This window comes from Paenibacillus sp. B1-35, from assembly GCF_050474385.1.
Taxonomy (GTDB): Bacteria; Bacillota; Bacilli; order Paenibacillales; family Paenibacillaceae; genus Paenibacillus_B; species Paenibacillus_B alvei.
Genome location: NZ_JBCHVJ010000003.1, coordinates 525,714 through 542,716 on the forward strand (window position 1 = coordinate 525,714; position 17,003 = coordinate 542,716).

A 17,003-nucleotide genomic window follows, 5' to 3' on the forward strand; every position below is an offset into this window, starting at 1 on the left:
GTGATTAAAAATGGGAAGAGGATTATACGCGCACAGCTTTAATGGGATTAAAGGGAATATTAGCACTGTATTGCCCGAAGGATGTGACGGTATTGCGAGAATAAATGGTGAAGTGTTTATCGCTCCAAATAACCAAAGTAAAAATAAAAACTACATATATGTTTTAGACTTTTATTCCTTGACTATGAAAAGAAAGCTCCAACTAATGAGTCCTCTGTGGGGAAGCGGCCTGGGTACAGATGGAGCAAAGTTATTCGTCAGATTAGCTAATGACCCATACATGATAAAGGAAATTGATATACAGACTGGCGAAACGTTAAAGACAATGGTTAAACCAGAAGTCAACATTTCTGAAAAGGCTGCATCCTCATTTTACATTGACGCCAAACGGAACCTATTATATATGACAGACTATAAAAAAAGTGTCTATTGCTTCGATACAATAACAGGTAAGGAGTTGGCTGTAGTATCGTTTACAGATGGTTATCCAACAGGAGTAACAATAACAAATGGATTTTTTATTGTATCTGTATATAAAGGAAGTTCTCCGGCAAATGTTTATTATGCTAAAATACCTGACTATGAGAATTTTGGGGCAGAAGAGTTCTCCAAATTGAATTTTACTTTATACAATTATGGATCAGTCATTACAGGTTGTTGTTCGATTGGTTCTTACATGTTGTTTACAAAAGGTGATGTGAATATAGCATATCTGGATTTAGAAAAAATAATTGGGAAAGAAGCAAGCAGTGAGAGATTTCTAATTCACCATGATAACAAGTATAAAACATTTAATTTGGGTGAAAAAACGAAAAGTCTTACAAGTTTAGTACCTGTCATGACAACAAATAATTCAAATGGTATTGCAGCTTCAAGTCCACATGATGGGGCATATGAAGCATTTCGCGTATTTGACGGATTAAACAATACAGCATGGGTTACGGCGAAAACACAGGTAAGGTCATGGCTGTCTTATGAATTTGTTAGCCCAACTATATTTAATAGCTACGCATTGCTATCCAGAGAAGAAAACGTAGGCGAGTCACCAAGAGCATGGGATTTGGAAGCCTGGAATGGTTCAAGATGGATAACGCTGGATAAACGCAGAAACGAAGTGAATTGGAATAAAAACGAAGTTCGAACCTATCATTTTCCAAATACGAATCAATACAAAAAAATTAGATGGAGATTTTATGAGAACAATGGGTCTGTACTTGGAGTTGCTTTAAGGGAAATTAAACTCTTCCATCTAATTGATAGTGGGTGGATCGAACTTTCAAAACCAAAACATATGAATTTTGTATATGCACATGGGATAAGTGATTTGAATCAGATTAAGAAGGAAGATTGGAGCTTACTCTCTGCTAGTAACTCGAAGGTTAAACTGCTGAGATATACGCACGATTTACTTTCCGATATGTCCGAAGACAACAACATCCTTTACGTTGCAAAGAATGCGTCAAGACGTGTAGTGAAAACTCAATTCACACCATTGAGTCAAATTTCTATTCCATTAGGAAACATCTCCATAAATGACGATGTTGAAAAATATACGATAGAGCTAACGAAAGAATATAAAGACAACATTCGATTATTTGTATCATTCGACAACGGCATGAAGTGGGAATCCTATCGTCAAGGGAAATGGAAGAGTCTCGATATCACTGACGAAAATGATATGAAGAAAAATGGAATGCGAACTTGGGAATTCGAATCGCTAAGAACTGAGGATTTCAAAACTAAAGCTATTTTTGGGTTTATTAAAATTGGGTTTATGTTCGATACAAAACTAAACGAAAAGGGATCTGTGGATGTCGATAGTGTAAAGGCAAGCATTAATACCTACATGAAAGGGGCGCGTGTAAGTGATGCATCTCTCTATATTTTAAATACAACTTCAACCATCAACCTTTCTTTTGTCGGTAACAAACTGTCAGGAACATTAAGTGACTATGATTTGGGCCTTGTTCAATATCGTGTATTCCTTAATGACAAACCCTATTATCCGCTTTCGGGCGAGTTTACGAATCTACATGGTTCTCCTGAGGCAATTGCCCTTAATATTAAAAACACGGAAGTCAAAATTGGTGAGAAGAACACTCTTGTTGTTGAATTCAAAGATTATTGGGGCAGCGTAGACTCATGGACGACTCACTTTATCGGAACCTATGCGGGATTGATGTTTAGCGACAACTTAGGAAAGTACTATACAACAGATATCGGGGAGATCCTGAAATACTGGAATACGGGTACGCTCGTTGCAGGACAGATCTCGAAAGAGAACAAAATTACGTTAACGAACATGTATGGTCACAAGGTTACGAATATTGAAGTGAAGGGAATGAATTCTGATTTACCTAACGGAGTTAGAATCGAATTATCGAAGGAGCAATTCCCATTCACGTCAGAAGAAGTGCTGAATTGGAATACAATACTAGACTACAATCAATCCGTGGAGTTCTTTGCCAGATTGGCCACTGAGCTGACAGCTAATTCGGTTCCGAGCGGAAAATTTGAAATTAGAGCGCGGGCTCAAAAAATCTAGTCCAATACAATGGAGTGATGGTAGGTGCAGGAGGAAGTTTATGATTTTAATGCGAACCTTTGGGTAGGTTATGCGCATGATGATGTAGAATCAAGCATGTATGTTAGACACTACGATGAACCAGTCAATACAATGGCCGGCAAATATGTACTGTATACGGGCAAGTATTTAGATATAGAATCCTACATGCTTGTATACAAGAAAGCCTATAGTGATTTGAACGCTTCTCTCATAGTCCGCGTACAAAGCAAGTCAGAGTTAGATTCGTTTGCGATGATTATGTATAAGGGGATTAGTGATAAACAGTCCACAATTGAGGCGATTGCCGGGAGTTTCATAGAGAGTGTCATCGAAGTAGCGCCCAACAATCGAATGTATGGCGATTATGAACTGTTCGAGGCGCCTAGAATTATTCAAGAGATAGCACCTGTAAAAGATGCTTTTACGAGAGATAGTGTCAGGTATCAGTCGCAGAACTGGGGCACTGAAAAACAAATGTTTGTCGGTAGGGATACGAGGGACTATGTAAATATTGAAAACTTCGAATCCTTTATCGAATTTGATTTGCATGCTTTAGGTACAGAAAAACTGATTGAAAAGGCTACGTTAAGATTATATTGTGCTGATGATAAAGTAGAAGGCATGGATCTCGAATTTACGACAAATAAAGAGTTCTGGAATGAAATCGGTATCACAGCAGCAAATGCTCCAATGCCCCTGGGTCTGATAACAAACAAGTTCCTTTACAATAAAAAAGAGCGATATATCGAAGTAGACATGACTGATATTGTACTAAAATGGTATCGTGACGAACAACCGAATTATGGTATAGGCATCAGATCGCAAGCGAACTCGTATGTAACATTTTTCACTAGGGAGTTAGGGCATAAGCAGCCAAAACTATTTGTACAATATATTGATTTATCTAAATCTTATACGGCATCTAGATACCTGTTCGACGCTGAGATGTTTGTCATTGGACGTGGTTTTAGCGACCTTAATGCTAGGATTAACGTTAAGAGCGATATCGGATTCAGCTGGCTGGATTCCTCTCTTTATGTGCATCAGGGGAATGTACCAATGCTTATGGACTACGATGCTGATATCTATGTAGCTAGACCGGAACTCCATTCTTCTATGTTTGTATATAAAACGGCTAAAAGCTATCGAGATGCAAGCTTGACGGTTAGATCGTTACTGCAATCTTCTGACGTAAAGACTCAAATGGATGCGAATAGACCTGAGCTCCAATCTGAAATGATTGTCGATAAGAATGCTTTTCTCCAAGCTACATTACAGACTAGAGCTTTTGTCGAGGATGATCCGCGGGCAAATATAGAATCGCAAATGGAGTCCAACAAGCCTGAACTCGGTGCAGTCATGGAAGTGTTTAGTTACAATGATTCTTTTGAAGGAATCATTCAGGCCAAGTCTTTAGAATATGATGATATTCCAGCATTCATTGGTGTGCCAACGAAAGAACAATATGATGATAAATCTTCCGTGATTTGGAGCAGTAGACCAGAGCTGCATGCAGAGATGTTTATCTATATAAAGGGCGAAAATGATTTAGATAGCTATATGGAAGTCTATGAGCATGAGGATATCGAGACAAGCATAGCTTCAAGCAGCCCTGAATTGGTTGCAACCGTATTAGCCCAAATCGTGACCAATCTGGAGTCTAGCATTGATGTTTGGGGTCATTCAACAATCGATTCGGTTCTTACGGTCAATGTGTACAAGGATATAGATGCCACAATTGATATCAAAGCAATCCATGAAGTTGAGGCTGAGATGACGAGCAGTAGACCAGAACTGTTTGGATACCTATTTAGAAGATATCAAGCGGACGTAGATCTTGTGTCTCAGACGACTTGTCGTCAAAGAGATGTTAATGATTTGCATGCAAGATTTGGCATTAGATCTCAAACAGGCGGGGCCTATTATTTCATAGTTTAGAATGAAGCAATCGCAACTTAAAACGCAAAGAGGAGCTTTCGTCATACCTCCTCTTTTTTATGTTCTTTTCATGAAATTTTCGAGTTCTTATCACTTTATAGATTAGAAATAAAATGATACATGCAAGCAAGAGGGTGGTTATGTTTGGAGGCACTGCAAGTACTGATTCCGGTTATTACAGCATTAGTAACAGCTATATTTACTTTCGTTGCAACAAAGAGTACTAATCGCAAGGATGTTACGATTAGCGACCGAAAGGCATTAAGCGAAGATGAGAAAGCATTTAGATTAGAGCTGAAAGAGATTATAAATAGCTATAAAACCGATCTGGAGGAAGCAAGAGAAGAGATTCGAGTACTCAGCGAGGAAGTCGCACAGCTTCACAAAACAAATCTCGAACTGACTTTAGAAAATAAAAGACTGCAAGTAAAAGTCGATGACTTGCGTGTAGAGCTGCAATCTTTTCGAGGTGGTCAACATGAAATGGATTAAAGATGGATTGTCGTTGGATGAAACCAAAGTTTCAGCACTTATTATCGGATTTTTTTGCACATTAAGCATGGCTTTGTATCAAGCGTGGCATATCGGGGACATATCGGACAATATGCTGATGCTGCTAGCTTATGAGCTGGGGGCGTTTACAGGCATTAAATGTGTAGAATCGTTTGCGTTCGCGCCCGGCAAAAAAAAATCAATAAATAACTATTCTGAAACAAGGGCTGAAAGTCTGCCATAAGCAAGACACATATCGTATCGGGGGAATGAATGATGTTTAAAATGAAATACGAAATTGGTAAGCAATACCTTACACCTAAGACACAAAGACGGCCAGGGTTACCAATGCCCTATGTTGGGTTTATCGTAAGCCATGATACCGGCAATGATGGCAGTACTGCTTCAGCAAATGTAAAATATTACGAAAACTCGCACAATGAAATGTCCGCATCCGCACATACATTCATTGACGATAAACAAATTATCGAGTGTATTCCAGCCACAACAGCTAAGCCCGAAAAAGCATGGCATGTAAGATATAACGTAAAGAGGGATAATGAATTATTTGGGGGCGACGCAAACGATATTGCGATTGGAGTAGAGTTATGCTTCTCGTATAAGAGAGGCTCCGTTAATAATCAAGAAGCTTACAAACGGTATGTGTGGTATCATGCATATCTGTGCCATACATTCAATCTCGATCCCCACAAACATATAGTAGGACATGATGAATTGGATCCAGATCGCAAAGTGGATCCTTTTAAAAATGCTTTAAAGCTCATGGGAATTCGTAAAGAGCATTTCATTCAAGATGTGCAAAATGAACTGAAATCATGCACTCAAGTGAGTAAAAATGATGGAGAATCGAAAGGTGTGAAGAAATTGGACAAACTTGCAGTAGCAGAAGCACATAAAGCCATTGACCGACTAGCGAAGGAAGGGATTCTTTCTAGTCCTGACTATTGGAAAGCACGTGTGGAAGACAGTCTCCCTGTATGGGCGTATATGATTATGGAATATCGTAAAATCAAATAATAAATAGGCATCAATATATAATATGAAGTTGATATCTGCTGATTCTAAGTAAGAAGTAATACATGAATGAGGTTTATAATGATATAATGTTTCTCTAGAAAAATGTAATTTAGTACGAAGTAATACAGTAGATTTATACTCTATATTGCATGGTCATCATGCCTCTTATTACTTTGAACATGTCTAACTCTGAAAAGAAGGAGTATAGTTAGGTTATGAATCAAGCTGTTACCAACAATAATGAACGAGGTAAACAACCTCATCTGAATACAGAGCGGTTTTATAGAAAAACACGAATCGAAAAATCAACAAGGAATTATACGATCAGAAGTCTTTATAAAGAGTGGAGAAGAGATCGATCATTGATCAGTCAGAATCAACATGATGAGATTGTTCTTCGTTTCGATCTGGCAATCCAAAGGAATGCAACCTGGAATGATCATCAGCGGAGTGATTTAATCCATTCTTTGATTTATGGATATTATATTCCACCCGTGCTTATCCAGGATTCAGAAGACGGGAAAAAGTGGTTTTTGGATGGAAAACAACGAATAACAACGATCATGAGCTTTATTGACGGTGCATGGAAGTTGCATAAAAATACAGAAGATGTATATGGTCATCAAATTGCAGGGTGCAAATTCAAGGATCTGCCTCAAGAGATGCAAGATGAAATACTGGATGAATCCATCACCATCGTCAAAATAGAAAATATGACGGATGAAGAACGCGATAAGATGTTTGTAAAGCAAAATAGTGGGACGCCCCTGTCTAAAATAGAATTAACAAGAGCGAAGCATAGTGATTTAATCAGATCCATTAATGATTTGTCAAACCTGCATTTCTTCAAAGAAGATGTAAGATTGTCGAAACGTGCCAGAGTTCGGTTTGTAGATCAAGAAATGATATTACAAATCTTTATGCTGTTTGAAGAGGGCGTAGCTAAAATTAAGGGCTTCGGTGCAAAAAATATTGAAGAATATGTTCTTGACTTAAAGAAAAAAGAGCGGGTTTTGAATCAAAACATTACTGATAAAATAAAGAAGATCTCAATGTATCTTACGGAAGCTTTTGTTTCGTTCGATTCAAATGAAAGAAAAAAAGCACTGAAAAAGACCCATATACCGATTATTTTTTGGTGTGCAGAGGAAGCGATGAACCAATCCTTACAACCGGAGTTATACGGTGAGTTTATTCGTAGCTTTTTGGTTACATGTTATCGTGTAGAGAGTGAATATGGGAAGTCGTGTCAAGCAGGGGCACCTAAAAAGGAGAACGTACTGAAGAGAATTTCGGAAATGTCAATAGCTTTAGAACGATTTATATCTATTGTTCAGTCTAATTTGGATGTAGAGGAAGCAATCGTACAGTTGGATGCGTCGCTATGCATATGATTGTTGACAAAATGTCGAAATGAATTAGAATGTGAGAGACAGAATAGTGTGAAATTAAATATGTATAAAAGTTACATGTCAGGGTATTGAGGTGGTGCTCAGTACCCTTTCTTTTAATTAAAGTGTCATATATAATAAAAATAAGTAGTACTTTATTTAGTTGATACCCATTGAATAAAATGTATAAAGGAGGTCAGAGATGGATATTTATAACTCAGAAATTAAAATGAAATATCTTGAGCAATTTGATAACTTAGATACAAGAGAAGTCTACTCCAGATTATTTAAAAAAGCAGTAGATATAGAAATAAAGCTCCAACGGGATTTATATGATTTTCGTGATGACGAAATTGAAGATTTTATTGAAAATATGCTCAAACCGAAAACAAAAGAGAGTGCACGAACATATTGTAATGTTCTATCTTCCTACATACAATGGGCGATGGATCATAATTATTCAAGGAATTTTATTAATCCTTTACGACGCAAACAAGAATATTTTTGTTCCTTTGTGAAAGAGTATAAAAAATATATAAGTTATGACGAAAAACAGGCGATCATCCATTCATTAGTGAATAAGCAAGATAGTTTTATTATTGAAGCTTTATGGAACGGTATTCAAGGAACCCAGGTTAAGGAATTGACTAACTTACAAATTTCAGATTTCGACATCGATAAGAATAAAATTTATATAAGAGATGAGAAGGGAAATATCGCTCGAATCATTTCTCCAATAGATCCATTTATTTTTAGCATGGCGGTACTGACGAATCAGGAGCAGTTATATTATAAATCCAATGGAGGAATTGATTTTTCAAGTAAAGTTAGAGACTCAATTCCGCTTCCGAACTCACCTTATATATTAAAAGGTGCAATAAATAATAATGAAGAGAATCGCGATAAAGTTAAGTTTTATACGATTTACAATAGACTGGAAACGATTAAAAAAGTAGATGGATTAGAGGAGTACAGCGAGGCTCTTACTACCAAAAATATTGTGCGGAGCGGTATGATATACTTGGCTCTACAGATTTTAAAAAGAGATGGGAGCCTGGACAGGAAGCAGATCGAAGAAGTATGCGATTTTTATAATATGAAATATAAATGGTCTCTTCGTGATTTTTTGAATATAGAAACGATCAGATCCCTATATCCTAAAGAAATAGACGAGATAAAGAACGCAATGGATTAAGCGACGCCCATTGCGTTTTTTAGTACGTCTATTTCTTATTAAAGAGATGAATAAATTGTCAAATGGAAAGCTAGAATATAGCAACAAAAATTTGACGGTAAGTATTGTATGGGATATAATTGGCATATAAATATACAAACATATGTTCTCATTTTGTTGCAGACATCATTGTAATGGGGGATAAATAGTGGATAATTTTGACGATATTATATTACACGAGTTAGGATGTAAAATGGGATTTAGAGGGAAAATGTTAACTGACTTAAAATCAGTCATTGTTGATGAAGAAACATTGCAGCAATTTTATAATTTTATAATCCTATATGGTAGTGAATTATCGAAACCAATGATTGTTCATAAGTTCATTATACATATAAAGGAAAAATTATCCTACAAACAATATCACGAATTTGAAGAAAAATATAAGGAATGCGTTTTAAAAATGGAAAAGATTAATATAATAAGAAGATTATTTGTTAATATAGAAAATAACGAGGGGATAGAAAAGGTTTTTCACTGGATTGATAATCAGAATGTAAGTTTAAAACAAGTGTACGATGCAGTTATTACATATAGAAATGACTTTAATGTGAATGAAATTATAACGCTAATTGAGCATTTGCATATAAACAAGGGTTATAAAAATCAATTTAAGAAAGCAATTATATAATAGTTAAAAATTAGATGAGAGGCAAAATGATTATGGATAAAAATACAACGTAAATGTATCGGATCAAAGCCGATACAAAAAACCTATTGACGGAAATTCTAGCAGGGAATATAATCTATTTACATTTAAAACTAAATAAAGTACTGATGTGTATTCAGATAACATAAGGCGGAGGTGATGAACGTGATCAAATACGAAATAGAGGAAGGTATAAATAGTTTTAACTTATTTTTAAAAGATGATGACAACAACGTAAAAGTCTTGATTGCGGTTATTTTTAATGATGTACATGCACGAATTATTAATCGAAAAATGAACGAGTATGTTACCTCTTCAGCAAAATCATGATTGACCCATACCAAAAAGGGAGGACTATATTATGTTTTATCGTCATTATGAAGGCAATGAATGTTATTTGCTTGGAATTGTGAAACCTGATCTTAGTCACAAGCAAGCAGATAAATACTTTGAGGCCATACATACTGAATCCGGGAAACATTTGAATGTATTTCTTTATAAAGGTGCTTTCCATGTGGATTCAAATGAGTCACTTGCTCTTTATATTGATGCCCAAGGCAGACATTGGGTACAACCGAAGGAATTATTTTTGGGTTCAGTAAAGGTAGATGAACAAGAAGTACGACGCTTCTCCCCGTTTAACCAAAGAAGCAATGATTATTAATTATTAAAAACCATAAAAAGTACAGAGGTGTATGTTGTGGAGAATAATGAAAAACGGTATTACAAAATTGGTGAAACTGTGTGGATGAAAAAAGAAAAAAGATTCGGAATCGTGAAAGAACTAAATATTAAGCCTTCCGAAAAAAAGTATGAGTTAGTTATTGAAGAAAAAATAAACAATGAAAACAAAACAATGTGTGTAAACGTGTGGGATGTTGATAAGGATAAACGGACAACTCGAAATAAGAAGCTCTGTGATACCGTACTGTTTGCGAAGGTGAGAAATACAGCGATTTTGCCTAGTTTCATTAATGTCGATGCAAGCTACGATATTTATGTAGATATTAAAAATGCAGTGTTGAATCCAAAAGGAAAATCAATTAAAGATCCTGTAAACATTCAACCGAATGAAGTCGTATTTTTACCTACTGGAATAGCATCTTCTTTGTTAAGCAAGTATAGATTTGCACTGAAAGAAAATAATGATTCTTCGAGCTGTTCCTTGTCGGTACTATCAGGAATCATTGATGCTAATTATCGGGAAGAGTGGTTTATTGCCATTCATAATTTGGGATCTAAAAACGTTATATTGACATCAAGTGTGAATGAAATTATTGAAACGAATGAACATATTTATTTTCCAGCAACAAAAGCAATTGCTAAAGCAGTTATAGAAATATGTCCTAAAGTAAGAACGAAAGAGGTTACATATGAACAACTCTGCAAAATACCTACTTTCAAGATGAATCAAAGTTCAATTTAAAAAGCAATATCAATAAGGGACGTTGAATGGTTAAAATGACAAAACAAGAAATTATGGACTTAATGGCTTATTTATCTTTGATTTCAGCTTCTAAGATGGGAAAGAGTGCGATTCGGCTAATGAATGAAAATCAAGTTGATAAGATTATGAAACAAGCCGTGGATTTATTTAATAATGACAGTAATAAAGCAGAAGCATTTATTGTCGGTAGGACAAATAAATTACTCCGAAAGCTTAGCAAAAACATGAAATAGTAGATCAAAAAGCAAACCTCTTACTAAGAGGTTTTTGCTTTTTGATGACGAAACTATAGTACAATATGAGATAGATCACTTGACGAATAAGAATATGACCCCATCTATTGGAATAAATATGACGAGGAACTTCATTGAGCAGTGTTACTTTGTACAATCCGTGATTTCATGATGTGGCAGGTGATGCACATGACTGAGGAAAGGAAGCTTGACGGCAGGGGAGCTGAATTAGCGAACGATGTGATCCTCTTTCGTTCTGAGCAAGAGATGAGAGCACATTTGCCCTGTAAAATGTATAAAATCAATCAAACGTTGGGGAGCATATGGGATCACACCCACGATTATATCCAGATTTGGTACGTCGTCAAAGGGGAGTTCAAGCACTCTATTCATCATCGAACGTATAACATGGTTAAGGGCAATTTATTTGTCATTCCTCCTTACGCAGTTCATCGGGTTGACATGATTCCCGGTCAGGAGATGGAAGTGATCGGCTGTGAGTTTCTGCCGCACTTTATTAATGAGCGATTCGAGCAATCTGAGTGGAGCCAAGAGTGCTTTGATTTTTCTTATTTGGAGAAATTCTTGATCGATGAGAAGCAGGTGACGCCCAAAATTGCCTTGACCGGGGATTCCGATATGGAGGTAGCCCGTCTGCTTACTGAAATGCTGGAGGAGTACGGTCATTCCAACCGCTATTTCGAGCTTATGCTCAAGGCGAATTTGCTCAAGCTGCTCTCTGTCATCATCCGTGAATATTCCAAGCTGGCAGATAGGCCAAGCGAGGAGGATGAACGGGTGGAGAAGTATCGAGGGCTTATGAATGCCGTTATGGAATATATTCATGGACATTTCGCTGAAGAGCTGAGGCTTGAGCGATTATGCCGTCAATTTAACATCTCGAAAACTTATTTTTGCCACTTGTTCAAGCGGTTTACGGGGAAAACCTTTAATGATTATTTGATTAATTTGCGCGTAAATAAAGCTGCGGAATGGCTTATAGAGACAAATATGTCTGTGACCGAGATTTGCTTCGGCTCAGGCTTCAATGATTTGGCCTATTTCTCACGCATATTTAAGCGTTATACAGGTATGGCGCCTTCCCAATTTAAGAAAAAGGCGCTGGCCGATCGTTTATCGTGATCCATGCTGCTTGACGATGTATCTGATCATTTTGTATACTGGGAAATATTATGTAGCAAGGGGAGATTTTAATGTTGGTGAGCGTTCTTAACTAGTGAATTCCATAGTGAGGCGAACAGCTTTGTTGCAGGGCATGTTCAATAAGTGAATGTGAACATCCCTGAAAATTGGCGTCCTTGGTGACGTTTATTTGAGCATGCTGTACTGAAGCCTCCGGAAACGAGTTAAGAACAGCGGATAAGCAATTCTACGCCAGCATTTCATTCTCTTGCTCCCGGATTCGTGTTGCATCAGCACGTGTTGTTTGCAATAGCTGTGAAGTACGAGTACTTCTATGTAAGAGTACGTTCGTTCATGGCGTTGGCAGATATGGAAGAGAGAAATGAAGCTATAGGCAGGGTGTGCGCATACGCATGCTCTGCCTTTTTTGCGTTGCATAGAGGATATATTCAGGCATGGTCGATTTGTGCTGGTGTTTTCCGTTAACAGGAACCCTTCTTTCCGGAGGCCTCGATCGCGGCTGCTCTCCTACTTTTATTAAAAAGGAGAATCAAGAGGCATGAATGAAGCAATGCTGCAAAGACTGGATTATCATAAAGTGAAAGCGAAAGTATCGGAATATGCGGTATCTTATGCAGGCAAAAGCCATGTTGAGCAAATGAGCCCGCTAACGAATATCGAAGAGGTACGCCGTGCGATGGAAGAGGTTGCCGAGGCCAGCTTTATGCTGAAGCAGGGCGCGAGTGTGCCGCTGCCTACGTTGCAAGGGATTGAGCATATTTTATCACTCATTTCTACAGGGTATGTGTTCTCGGAAGAGGATTTCGCGAACGTAGCCGTTTTCTTGCGCAGCTGTGCACAATTAAAGAAATATATGAGATCCAAACTGAACATTGCCCCTACTGTGAGTCAGTATGCTGCGTCAATGTATGAGCTGGAACGGGTTCGGGATGAGATCGAGCGCTGCATTCGCCACGGTCGAATTGCAGATGAGGCGAGCAAGGAGTTGGGCCGGGTGCGGCGGAAAATGATGCAGGTCGAGAACCGCATCAAGCAAAGACTCGACAGTCTTATGAATAAGCATCGCGCAATTATGCAGGAGCATTTGGTAGGCATGCGTGGAGGAAGGTATGTACTTCCGATTAGAAAAGAGCTGCGCAAGCAATTCCATGGAACTGTTTTGGATGAATCAGCAAGCGGGCAAACCGTGTATATGGAGCCAACAGAAATTGCCCACTTGCAGCATCAGTTGGCACAGTGGCGCACGGAAGAGACAAGAGAGGAAATGAAGGTGCTGAGCTGCTTGACCGAGCTGCTGGAGCAGTCGACACATGAGCTTGAGATCAATGTGGATACGGTTGGCGTATATGATTATTTGTTCGCGCGGGCGAAATACAGCCGGGCAATCGATGGACGATCCGTACAGCTGAATGACCGAGGTATCATAGACATCCGGGATGCGAAGCATCCGCTGCTTGGTGGAGATACGGTGCCCCTTACATTTCGAATTGGTCGAAGTTACTCCTGTCTTATTATCACGGGGCCGAATATGGGAGGCAAGACTGTTGCCTTGAAGACAGTTGGGCTGCTCACCCTTATGGTGCAGTCGGGCTTGCTGGTGCCGGCCCAAGAGAACAGCATGTTTTCGGTGTTCGGCAAGGTGTGTGTCGATATCGGGGATGGTCAGAGCATGGAGCAATCATTAAGTACGTTCTCGGCCCATGTTACCAATGTAATTCATATTCTCGAGGAGGCTGACCAATCTACACTGGTGCTCTTTGACGAAATGGCATCCGGTACGGATCCTGGCGAAGGCGTAGGGCTGTCGATTGCCATATTGGAAGAACTGCGGAGAAGAGGGGCCATCGTGGTGGCCACGACGCATTTTAATGAAATCAAACATTTCGCTTCTGCAACCAATGGATTTGAGAATGCGCGGATGGAATTTGATGCGGATACGCTGCAGCCGCGATATCAGCTTCGCATCGGTGAAGCTGGAAGCAGCTATGCATTTCTTATCGCTTCGAAGCTGGGGCTGGCTGCGGATATTATTACTCGCTCGCAGCATATCACGCAATCGCTTGGTTCTGGAACATTCCGTGCCGGGGAGGAAGCTCATGCTTTGACAGGGGAATCAGAATGTAAGCCGACTGAACCTCAGCATGATCGATGGTTTACAAGAGATGAAGAAGGATCAGCAAATGAGGCAATACGTGTGGATGAGACATCCTCTGTCGAGGAGATGGAGGAGGGTGCGTCAGATGCCCAGCATGCCAAACGCCTCAAGGAGCAAAAGAAATCCGAAATTCCTCACCAGCGGAATAAAAAGAGCTCTTCTGTTAAGCTGCAAAAAGGGGATTGCGTGTTCATTTCTTATTTGAAGCGTACTGGCATCGTGTATGAAGAAGAGGATGTACGCGGCAACGTAGGGGTGCTTATTCAACAGCAAAAGGTGAAGATCAATAAGAAGCGGCTCACGCTATATATTGAGAAGCAGGATTTGTACCCGAAAGACTATGATATGGACATTGTGTTCGAATCGAAGGAGAATCGTAAGAAAAAGAAGATAATGTCCCGTAAGCATGTAGAGGGAATATCCATTGAATATGGTGCGGAAGAGTAAGTAGGTAAGAGACATTCGAAGAGGCCTTCTCATTTTGCAGAAGGTCTCTTTGGTACGAATTTTCTCCAAAAAAATTAGTTTCGGGAAAATGTGACAAAATCAGTAATTTTGGTGTCTATATAAGTAGAAAGTTTCCCCACGATTACAGCGCCCAAGAGATAGCTTTTAAGGGGGAACAATTCTTACTGCCTAGCAGAACTAATCATGCTAAGTAATCTGGAAAAAGGGGGGGATTAGAAGGCGAGTTACCTCACGAGTCGGGAGTTTTTCTATGAATCACCCAATCAAATAAGGAGGTTCATTATGATGAAGAAGAGAATTGTGTCATTTGTATTGGCTGCAATGCTGTTCATGATATTCATCCTTCCTGTTTCGGCGTATCAATCGCTGGACAACTCGACTCAACCTCTACCTCACTCTGAATTCGCTAGTCAGATTCAACTTTCCAATACGAGTTTGACGGACAAGCAAGCCGCAGTACTTGCGAATTATGTGCAAAAACAACTGTTTTCCAAATATGCGGGGCTCTATACGTTCGATCATTTTTCGTTTGAATTTGGGAATGAAAAGATTGAATCCGACAAATTTTCGATTGATGTCAATGTAAATGTCGACATGACCCTAATCCGAAATCCCATAGACAGCCCTTATGTAAAAGGGATGCAGACAGCCGTGTCGGAGCTTCGCAACGAACATGAAAAAATGATTGGCCAAAACGAAATAGATGCCTTCCTTCAAGAAACAGAATCTTATTATAATACTCCTTCTCCCTCCACCTTCCTATACCGAATGGAAATCGGGATCAGTTCTCCTAATCTGCTTGAATCGATTCAATCCTTGAATTACGACATACAGCTCACTTTATTTGATCGAGCTGATATTACGACGGAAGAAACCATTGTAACGCCAGCCACATCAGAGCGGTTAGATGAATCCATGGCTGCGGATTATGGAAAGAAAGCCATCAATGAAGCAGTAACCAAGCGGAATGGGATTGCGAATCATTTAGCTATATCCTATAATCGGCTCGCAGCAAGAGATTATGCCTTAGCGCATGCTTTTGATGTCCCTGAGTTTTCGGCGGCCAATGGAATGGGCAGTGATTGTGCGAATTTTGTGTCGAAGGCGCTCAATGCGGGCGGGATTCCGGTAAATCGAGCAGGAAAGTGGTATCCGAGTACCAGCCGCGGGAATTATGCAGGGGAAAATTGGATGCGTACAGGCTACTATAATAATGGTGGAGTCGTGCCTTATATGTTGAACAAAGGGTACTTTTCCAGACAAAATAACATAAGCAAGGTATACAGCGGCTCTATCTTATACCGAACAGATACGAGTCATGTTGCACTCGTTACGTACGGTGATGGAACGACGGTGAAATATACGGAGCATTCGAATTATCCTGTCACAAGAAAGAATATTGTGTATACAGGAACTAGGGCGAATTTCTATACGCCATAAGCAAATGATAGAGACTAATGATAGAGACTAATGATAGAGACTAATGATAGAGACTTATGAAACAGAAAATTCGGCTAAGAGGCATAAATAGACAAGACAGAGAAACCCCAGACGCTGAGTCCGGGGTTTCTTACATTGTTAGCGTAATCAACACATATGCTCCTCAAATTCTTGAAGGTAGCGTTCTTTTATTATTTTCCTCCCTCTATATAAATTTTGTCGGACGGCCCCCTCCGTAATATGCAAAGCTGCGGATATTTCTTTGTAGCTCAACTGCTTCATGAAGCGAAGGTACATAATGGTTCGAAGATGCGGAGCTAAGTCGTTCATATATTGCTGCACAGTCATGACCTCAAACCTCTTTAGGTAATCCCACTCGGATATCATCTGTGGATGCAGGGTATCCATTTGCAGCTCCTTCATATTCGTAGCAATGCCATGCTTTTTTTGTTTTCTTATGTAGTTAATTGCTACGTTGCGTGTAAGCGTAAAAATCCATCCATACAGTTTGTCGTCGTTCACATGGGAGAGTTTTTTTGTAATGAGACGGAGAAAGGCTTCTTGAAGAATATCTTCTGTAGAATGATGGTTGCGGATCATGGAGTAAACGAAATGATAATAGTTATGGCAGTACTCGTTATAAATTTGGGCTTGGATCTGATTGCTGAGCTGCGAAAAATTGATGAGAGAGGCTTTCGAGCAAGCGGATTGCTGGTGAACAATACTCATAGCATTCCTCCTCTTTCGTTTGTACATAGATTACTATAAAAGCGGGATATTGGTAAAGC

At 39.0% G+C, this 17,003-nt stretch carries 16 protein-coding genes; 15 read left to right on the forward strand and 1 reads right to left on the reverse strand.

Annotated elements, in window-relative coordinates; all coding sequences use genetic code 11:
- The first annotated feature begins 10 nt into the window (after window positions 1-10).
- The 15 genes from ACQ5BJ_RS14150 (at window position 11) to ACQ5BJ_RS14220 (ending at window position 16,215) form a co-directional block, all read left to right on the forward strand.
- Window positions 11-2,545 carry a discoidin domain-containing protein gene (locus ACQ5BJ_RS14150; protein ID WP_262866665.1) on the forward strand — a complete coding sequence of 845 codons (2,535 nt, stop codon included), beginning with the start codon at window positions 11-13 and terminating at the stop codon, window positions 2,543-2,545.
- Between the two features lie 24 nt (window positions 2,546-2,569).
- Window positions 2,570-4,504 carry a DUF7594 domain-containing protein gene (locus ACQ5BJ_RS14155; RefSeq protein ID WP_005548918.1) on the forward strand — a complete coding sequence of 645 codons (1,935 nt, stop codon included), beginning with the start codon at window positions 2,570-2,572 and terminating at the stop codon, window positions 4,502-4,504.
- Window positions 4,505-4,648: 144 nt separating this feature from the next.
- Window positions 4,649-4,996: a hypothetical protein gene (locus tag ACQ5BJ_RS14160; RefSeq protein WP_005548917.1), complete on the forward strand. Its 348-nt coding sequence runs from the start codon at window positions 4,649-4,651 to the stop codon at window positions 4,994-4,996.
- Entirely contained in the window at window positions 4,983-5,240 is a 258-nt protein-coding gene (locus ACQ5BJ_RS14165) for a hypothetical protein (protein ID WP_430110441.1), read from the forward strand. Before ACQ5BJ_RS14160 ends, ACQ5BJ_RS14165 begins: the two co-directional genes overlap by 14 nt.
- A 29-nt stretch (window positions 5,241-5,269) precedes the next feature.
- Window positions 5,270-6,034 (forward strand): peptidoglycan recognition protein family protein, encoded by a 765-nt coding sequence (locus tag ACQ5BJ_RS14170; RefSeq protein WP_005548913.1) that lies wholly within the window; start codon window positions 5,270-5,272, stop codon window positions 6,032-6,034.
- A 215-nt stretch (window positions 6,035-6,249) separates the two neighbouring features.
- Window positions 6,250-7,428: a DUF262 domain-containing protein gene (locus ACQ5BJ_RS14175; protein WP_005548912.1), complete on the forward strand. Its 1,179-nt coding sequence runs from the start codon at window positions 6,250-6,252 to the stop codon at window positions 7,426-7,428.
- A gap of 199 nt (window positions 7,429-7,627) precedes the next feature.
- Window positions 7,628-8,620, forward strand: coding sequence for a hypothetical protein (locus ACQ5BJ_RS14180; RefSeq protein ID WP_163978245.1), 993 nt, complete (start codon window positions 7,628-7,630; stop codon window positions 8,618-8,620).
- A 187-nt stretch (window positions 8,621-8,807) separates the two neighbouring features.
- Window positions 8,808-9,290 (forward strand): hypothetical protein, encoded by a 483-nt coding sequence (locus tag ACQ5BJ_RS14185; protein WP_268620850.1) that lies wholly within the window; start codon window positions 8,808-8,810, stop codon window positions 9,288-9,290.
- A gap of 183 nt (window positions 9,291-9,473) precedes the next feature.
- Complete coding sequence (locus tag ACQ5BJ_RS14190; protein WP_157266973.1) at window positions 9,474-9,638, forward strand: hypothetical protein; 165 nt, start codon at window positions 9,474-9,476, stop codon at window positions 9,636-9,638.
- A gap of 31 nt (window positions 9,639-9,669) precedes the next feature.
- Window positions 9,670-9,972 carry a DUF1653 domain-containing protein gene (locus ACQ5BJ_RS14195; protein WP_005548905.1) on the forward strand — a complete coding sequence of 101 codons (303 nt, stop codon included), beginning with the start codon at window positions 9,670-9,672 and terminating at the stop codon, window positions 9,970-9,972.
- Between the two features lie 36 nt (window positions 9,973-10,008).
- The gene (locus tag ACQ5BJ_RS14200; protein ID WP_430110437.1) at window positions 10,009-10,734 is read left to right on the forward strand and encodes a hypothetical protein; all 726 of its coding nucleotides are present in this window, start codon (window positions 10,009-10,011) and stop codon (window positions 10,732-10,734) included.
- A 26-nt stretch (window positions 10,735-10,760) separates the two neighbouring features.
- Window positions 10,761-10,988: a hypothetical protein gene (locus ACQ5BJ_RS14205; RefSeq protein ID WP_005548902.1), complete on the forward strand. Its 228-nt coding sequence runs from the start codon at window positions 10,761-10,763 to the stop codon at window positions 10,986-10,988.
- Between the two features lie 189 nt (window positions 10,989-11,177).
- Window positions 11,178-12,131: a helix-turn-helix transcriptional regulator gene (locus ACQ5BJ_RS14210; RefSeq protein WP_005548900.1), complete on the forward strand. Its 954-nt coding sequence runs from the start codon at window positions 11,178-11,180 to the stop codon at window positions 12,129-12,131.
- A gap of 559 nt (window positions 12,132-12,690) precedes the next feature.
- Window positions 12,691-14,754, forward strand: a complete 2,064-nt coding sequence (locus tag ACQ5BJ_RS14215) for an endonuclease MutS2 (RefSeq protein ID WP_430110434.1) — start codon at window positions 12,691-12,693, stop codon at window positions 14,752-14,754.
- Between the two features lie 303 nt (window positions 14,755-15,057).
- Window positions 15,058-16,215 carry an amidase domain-containing protein gene (locus ACQ5BJ_RS14220; RefSeq protein WP_430110432.1) on the forward strand — a complete coding sequence of 386 codons (1,158 nt, stop codon included), beginning with the start codon at window positions 15,058-15,060 and terminating at the stop codon, window positions 16,213-16,215.
- A gap of 147 nt (window positions 16,216-16,362) precedes the next feature.
- On the opposite strand, the gene ACQ5BJ_RS14225 is transcribed toward ACQ5BJ_RS14220, so the two are convergent.
- Window positions 16,363-16,944, reverse strand: coding sequence for an RNA polymerase sigma factor (locus tag ACQ5BJ_RS14225; protein WP_262866663.1), 582 nt, complete (start codon window positions 16,942-16,944; stop codon window positions 16,363-16,365).
- Window positions 16,945-17,003 lie beyond the last annotated feature (59 nt).

Bases quoted from the DNA above. Each gene is read 5' to 3' on its own strand.
- ACQ5BJ_RS14150 (WP_262866665.1), top strand. From the start codon at position 11: ATGGGAAGAGGATTATACGCGCACAGCTTTAATGGGATTAAAGGGAAT.
- ACQ5BJ_RS14165 (WP_430110441.1), top strand. From the start codon at position 4,983: ATGAAATGGATTAAAGATGGATTGTCGTTGGATGAAACCAAAGTTTCA.
- ACQ5BJ_RS14170 (WP_005548913.1), top strand. From the start codon at position 5,270: ATGATGTTTAAAATGAAATACGAAATTGGTAAGCAATACCTTACACCT.
- ACQ5BJ_RS14175 (WP_005548912.1), top strand. From the start codon at position 6,250: ATGAATCAAGCTGTTACCAACAATAATGAACGAGGTAAACAACCTCAT.
- ACQ5BJ_RS14180 (WP_163978245.1), top strand. From the start codon at position 7,628: ATGGATATTTATAACTCAGAAATTAAAATGAAATATCTTGAGCAATTT.
- ACQ5BJ_RS14195 (WP_005548905.1), top strand. From the start codon at position 9,670: ATGTTTTATCGTCATTATGAAGGCAATGAATGTTATTTGCTTGGAATT.
- ACQ5BJ_RS14205 (WP_005548902.1), top strand. From the start codon at position 10,761: ATGGTTAAAATGACAAAACAAGAAATTATGGACTTAATGGCTTATTTA.
- ACQ5BJ_RS14210 (WP_005548900.1), top strand. From the start codon at position 11,178: ATGACTGAGGAAAGGAAGCTTGACGGCAGGGGAGCTGAATTAGCGAAC.
- ACQ5BJ_RS14215 (WP_430110434.1), top strand. From the start codon at position 12,691: ATGAATGAAGCAATGCTGCAAAGACTGGATTATCATAAAGTGAAAGCG.
- ACQ5BJ_RS14220 (WP_430110432.1), top strand. From the start codon at position 15,058: ATGATGAAGAAGAGAATTGTGTCATTTGTATTGGCTGCAATGCTGTTC.
- ACQ5BJ_RS14225 (WP_262866663.1), bottom strand. From the start codon at position 16,944: ATGAGTATTGTTCACCAGCAATCCGCTTGCTCGAAAGCCTCTCTCATC.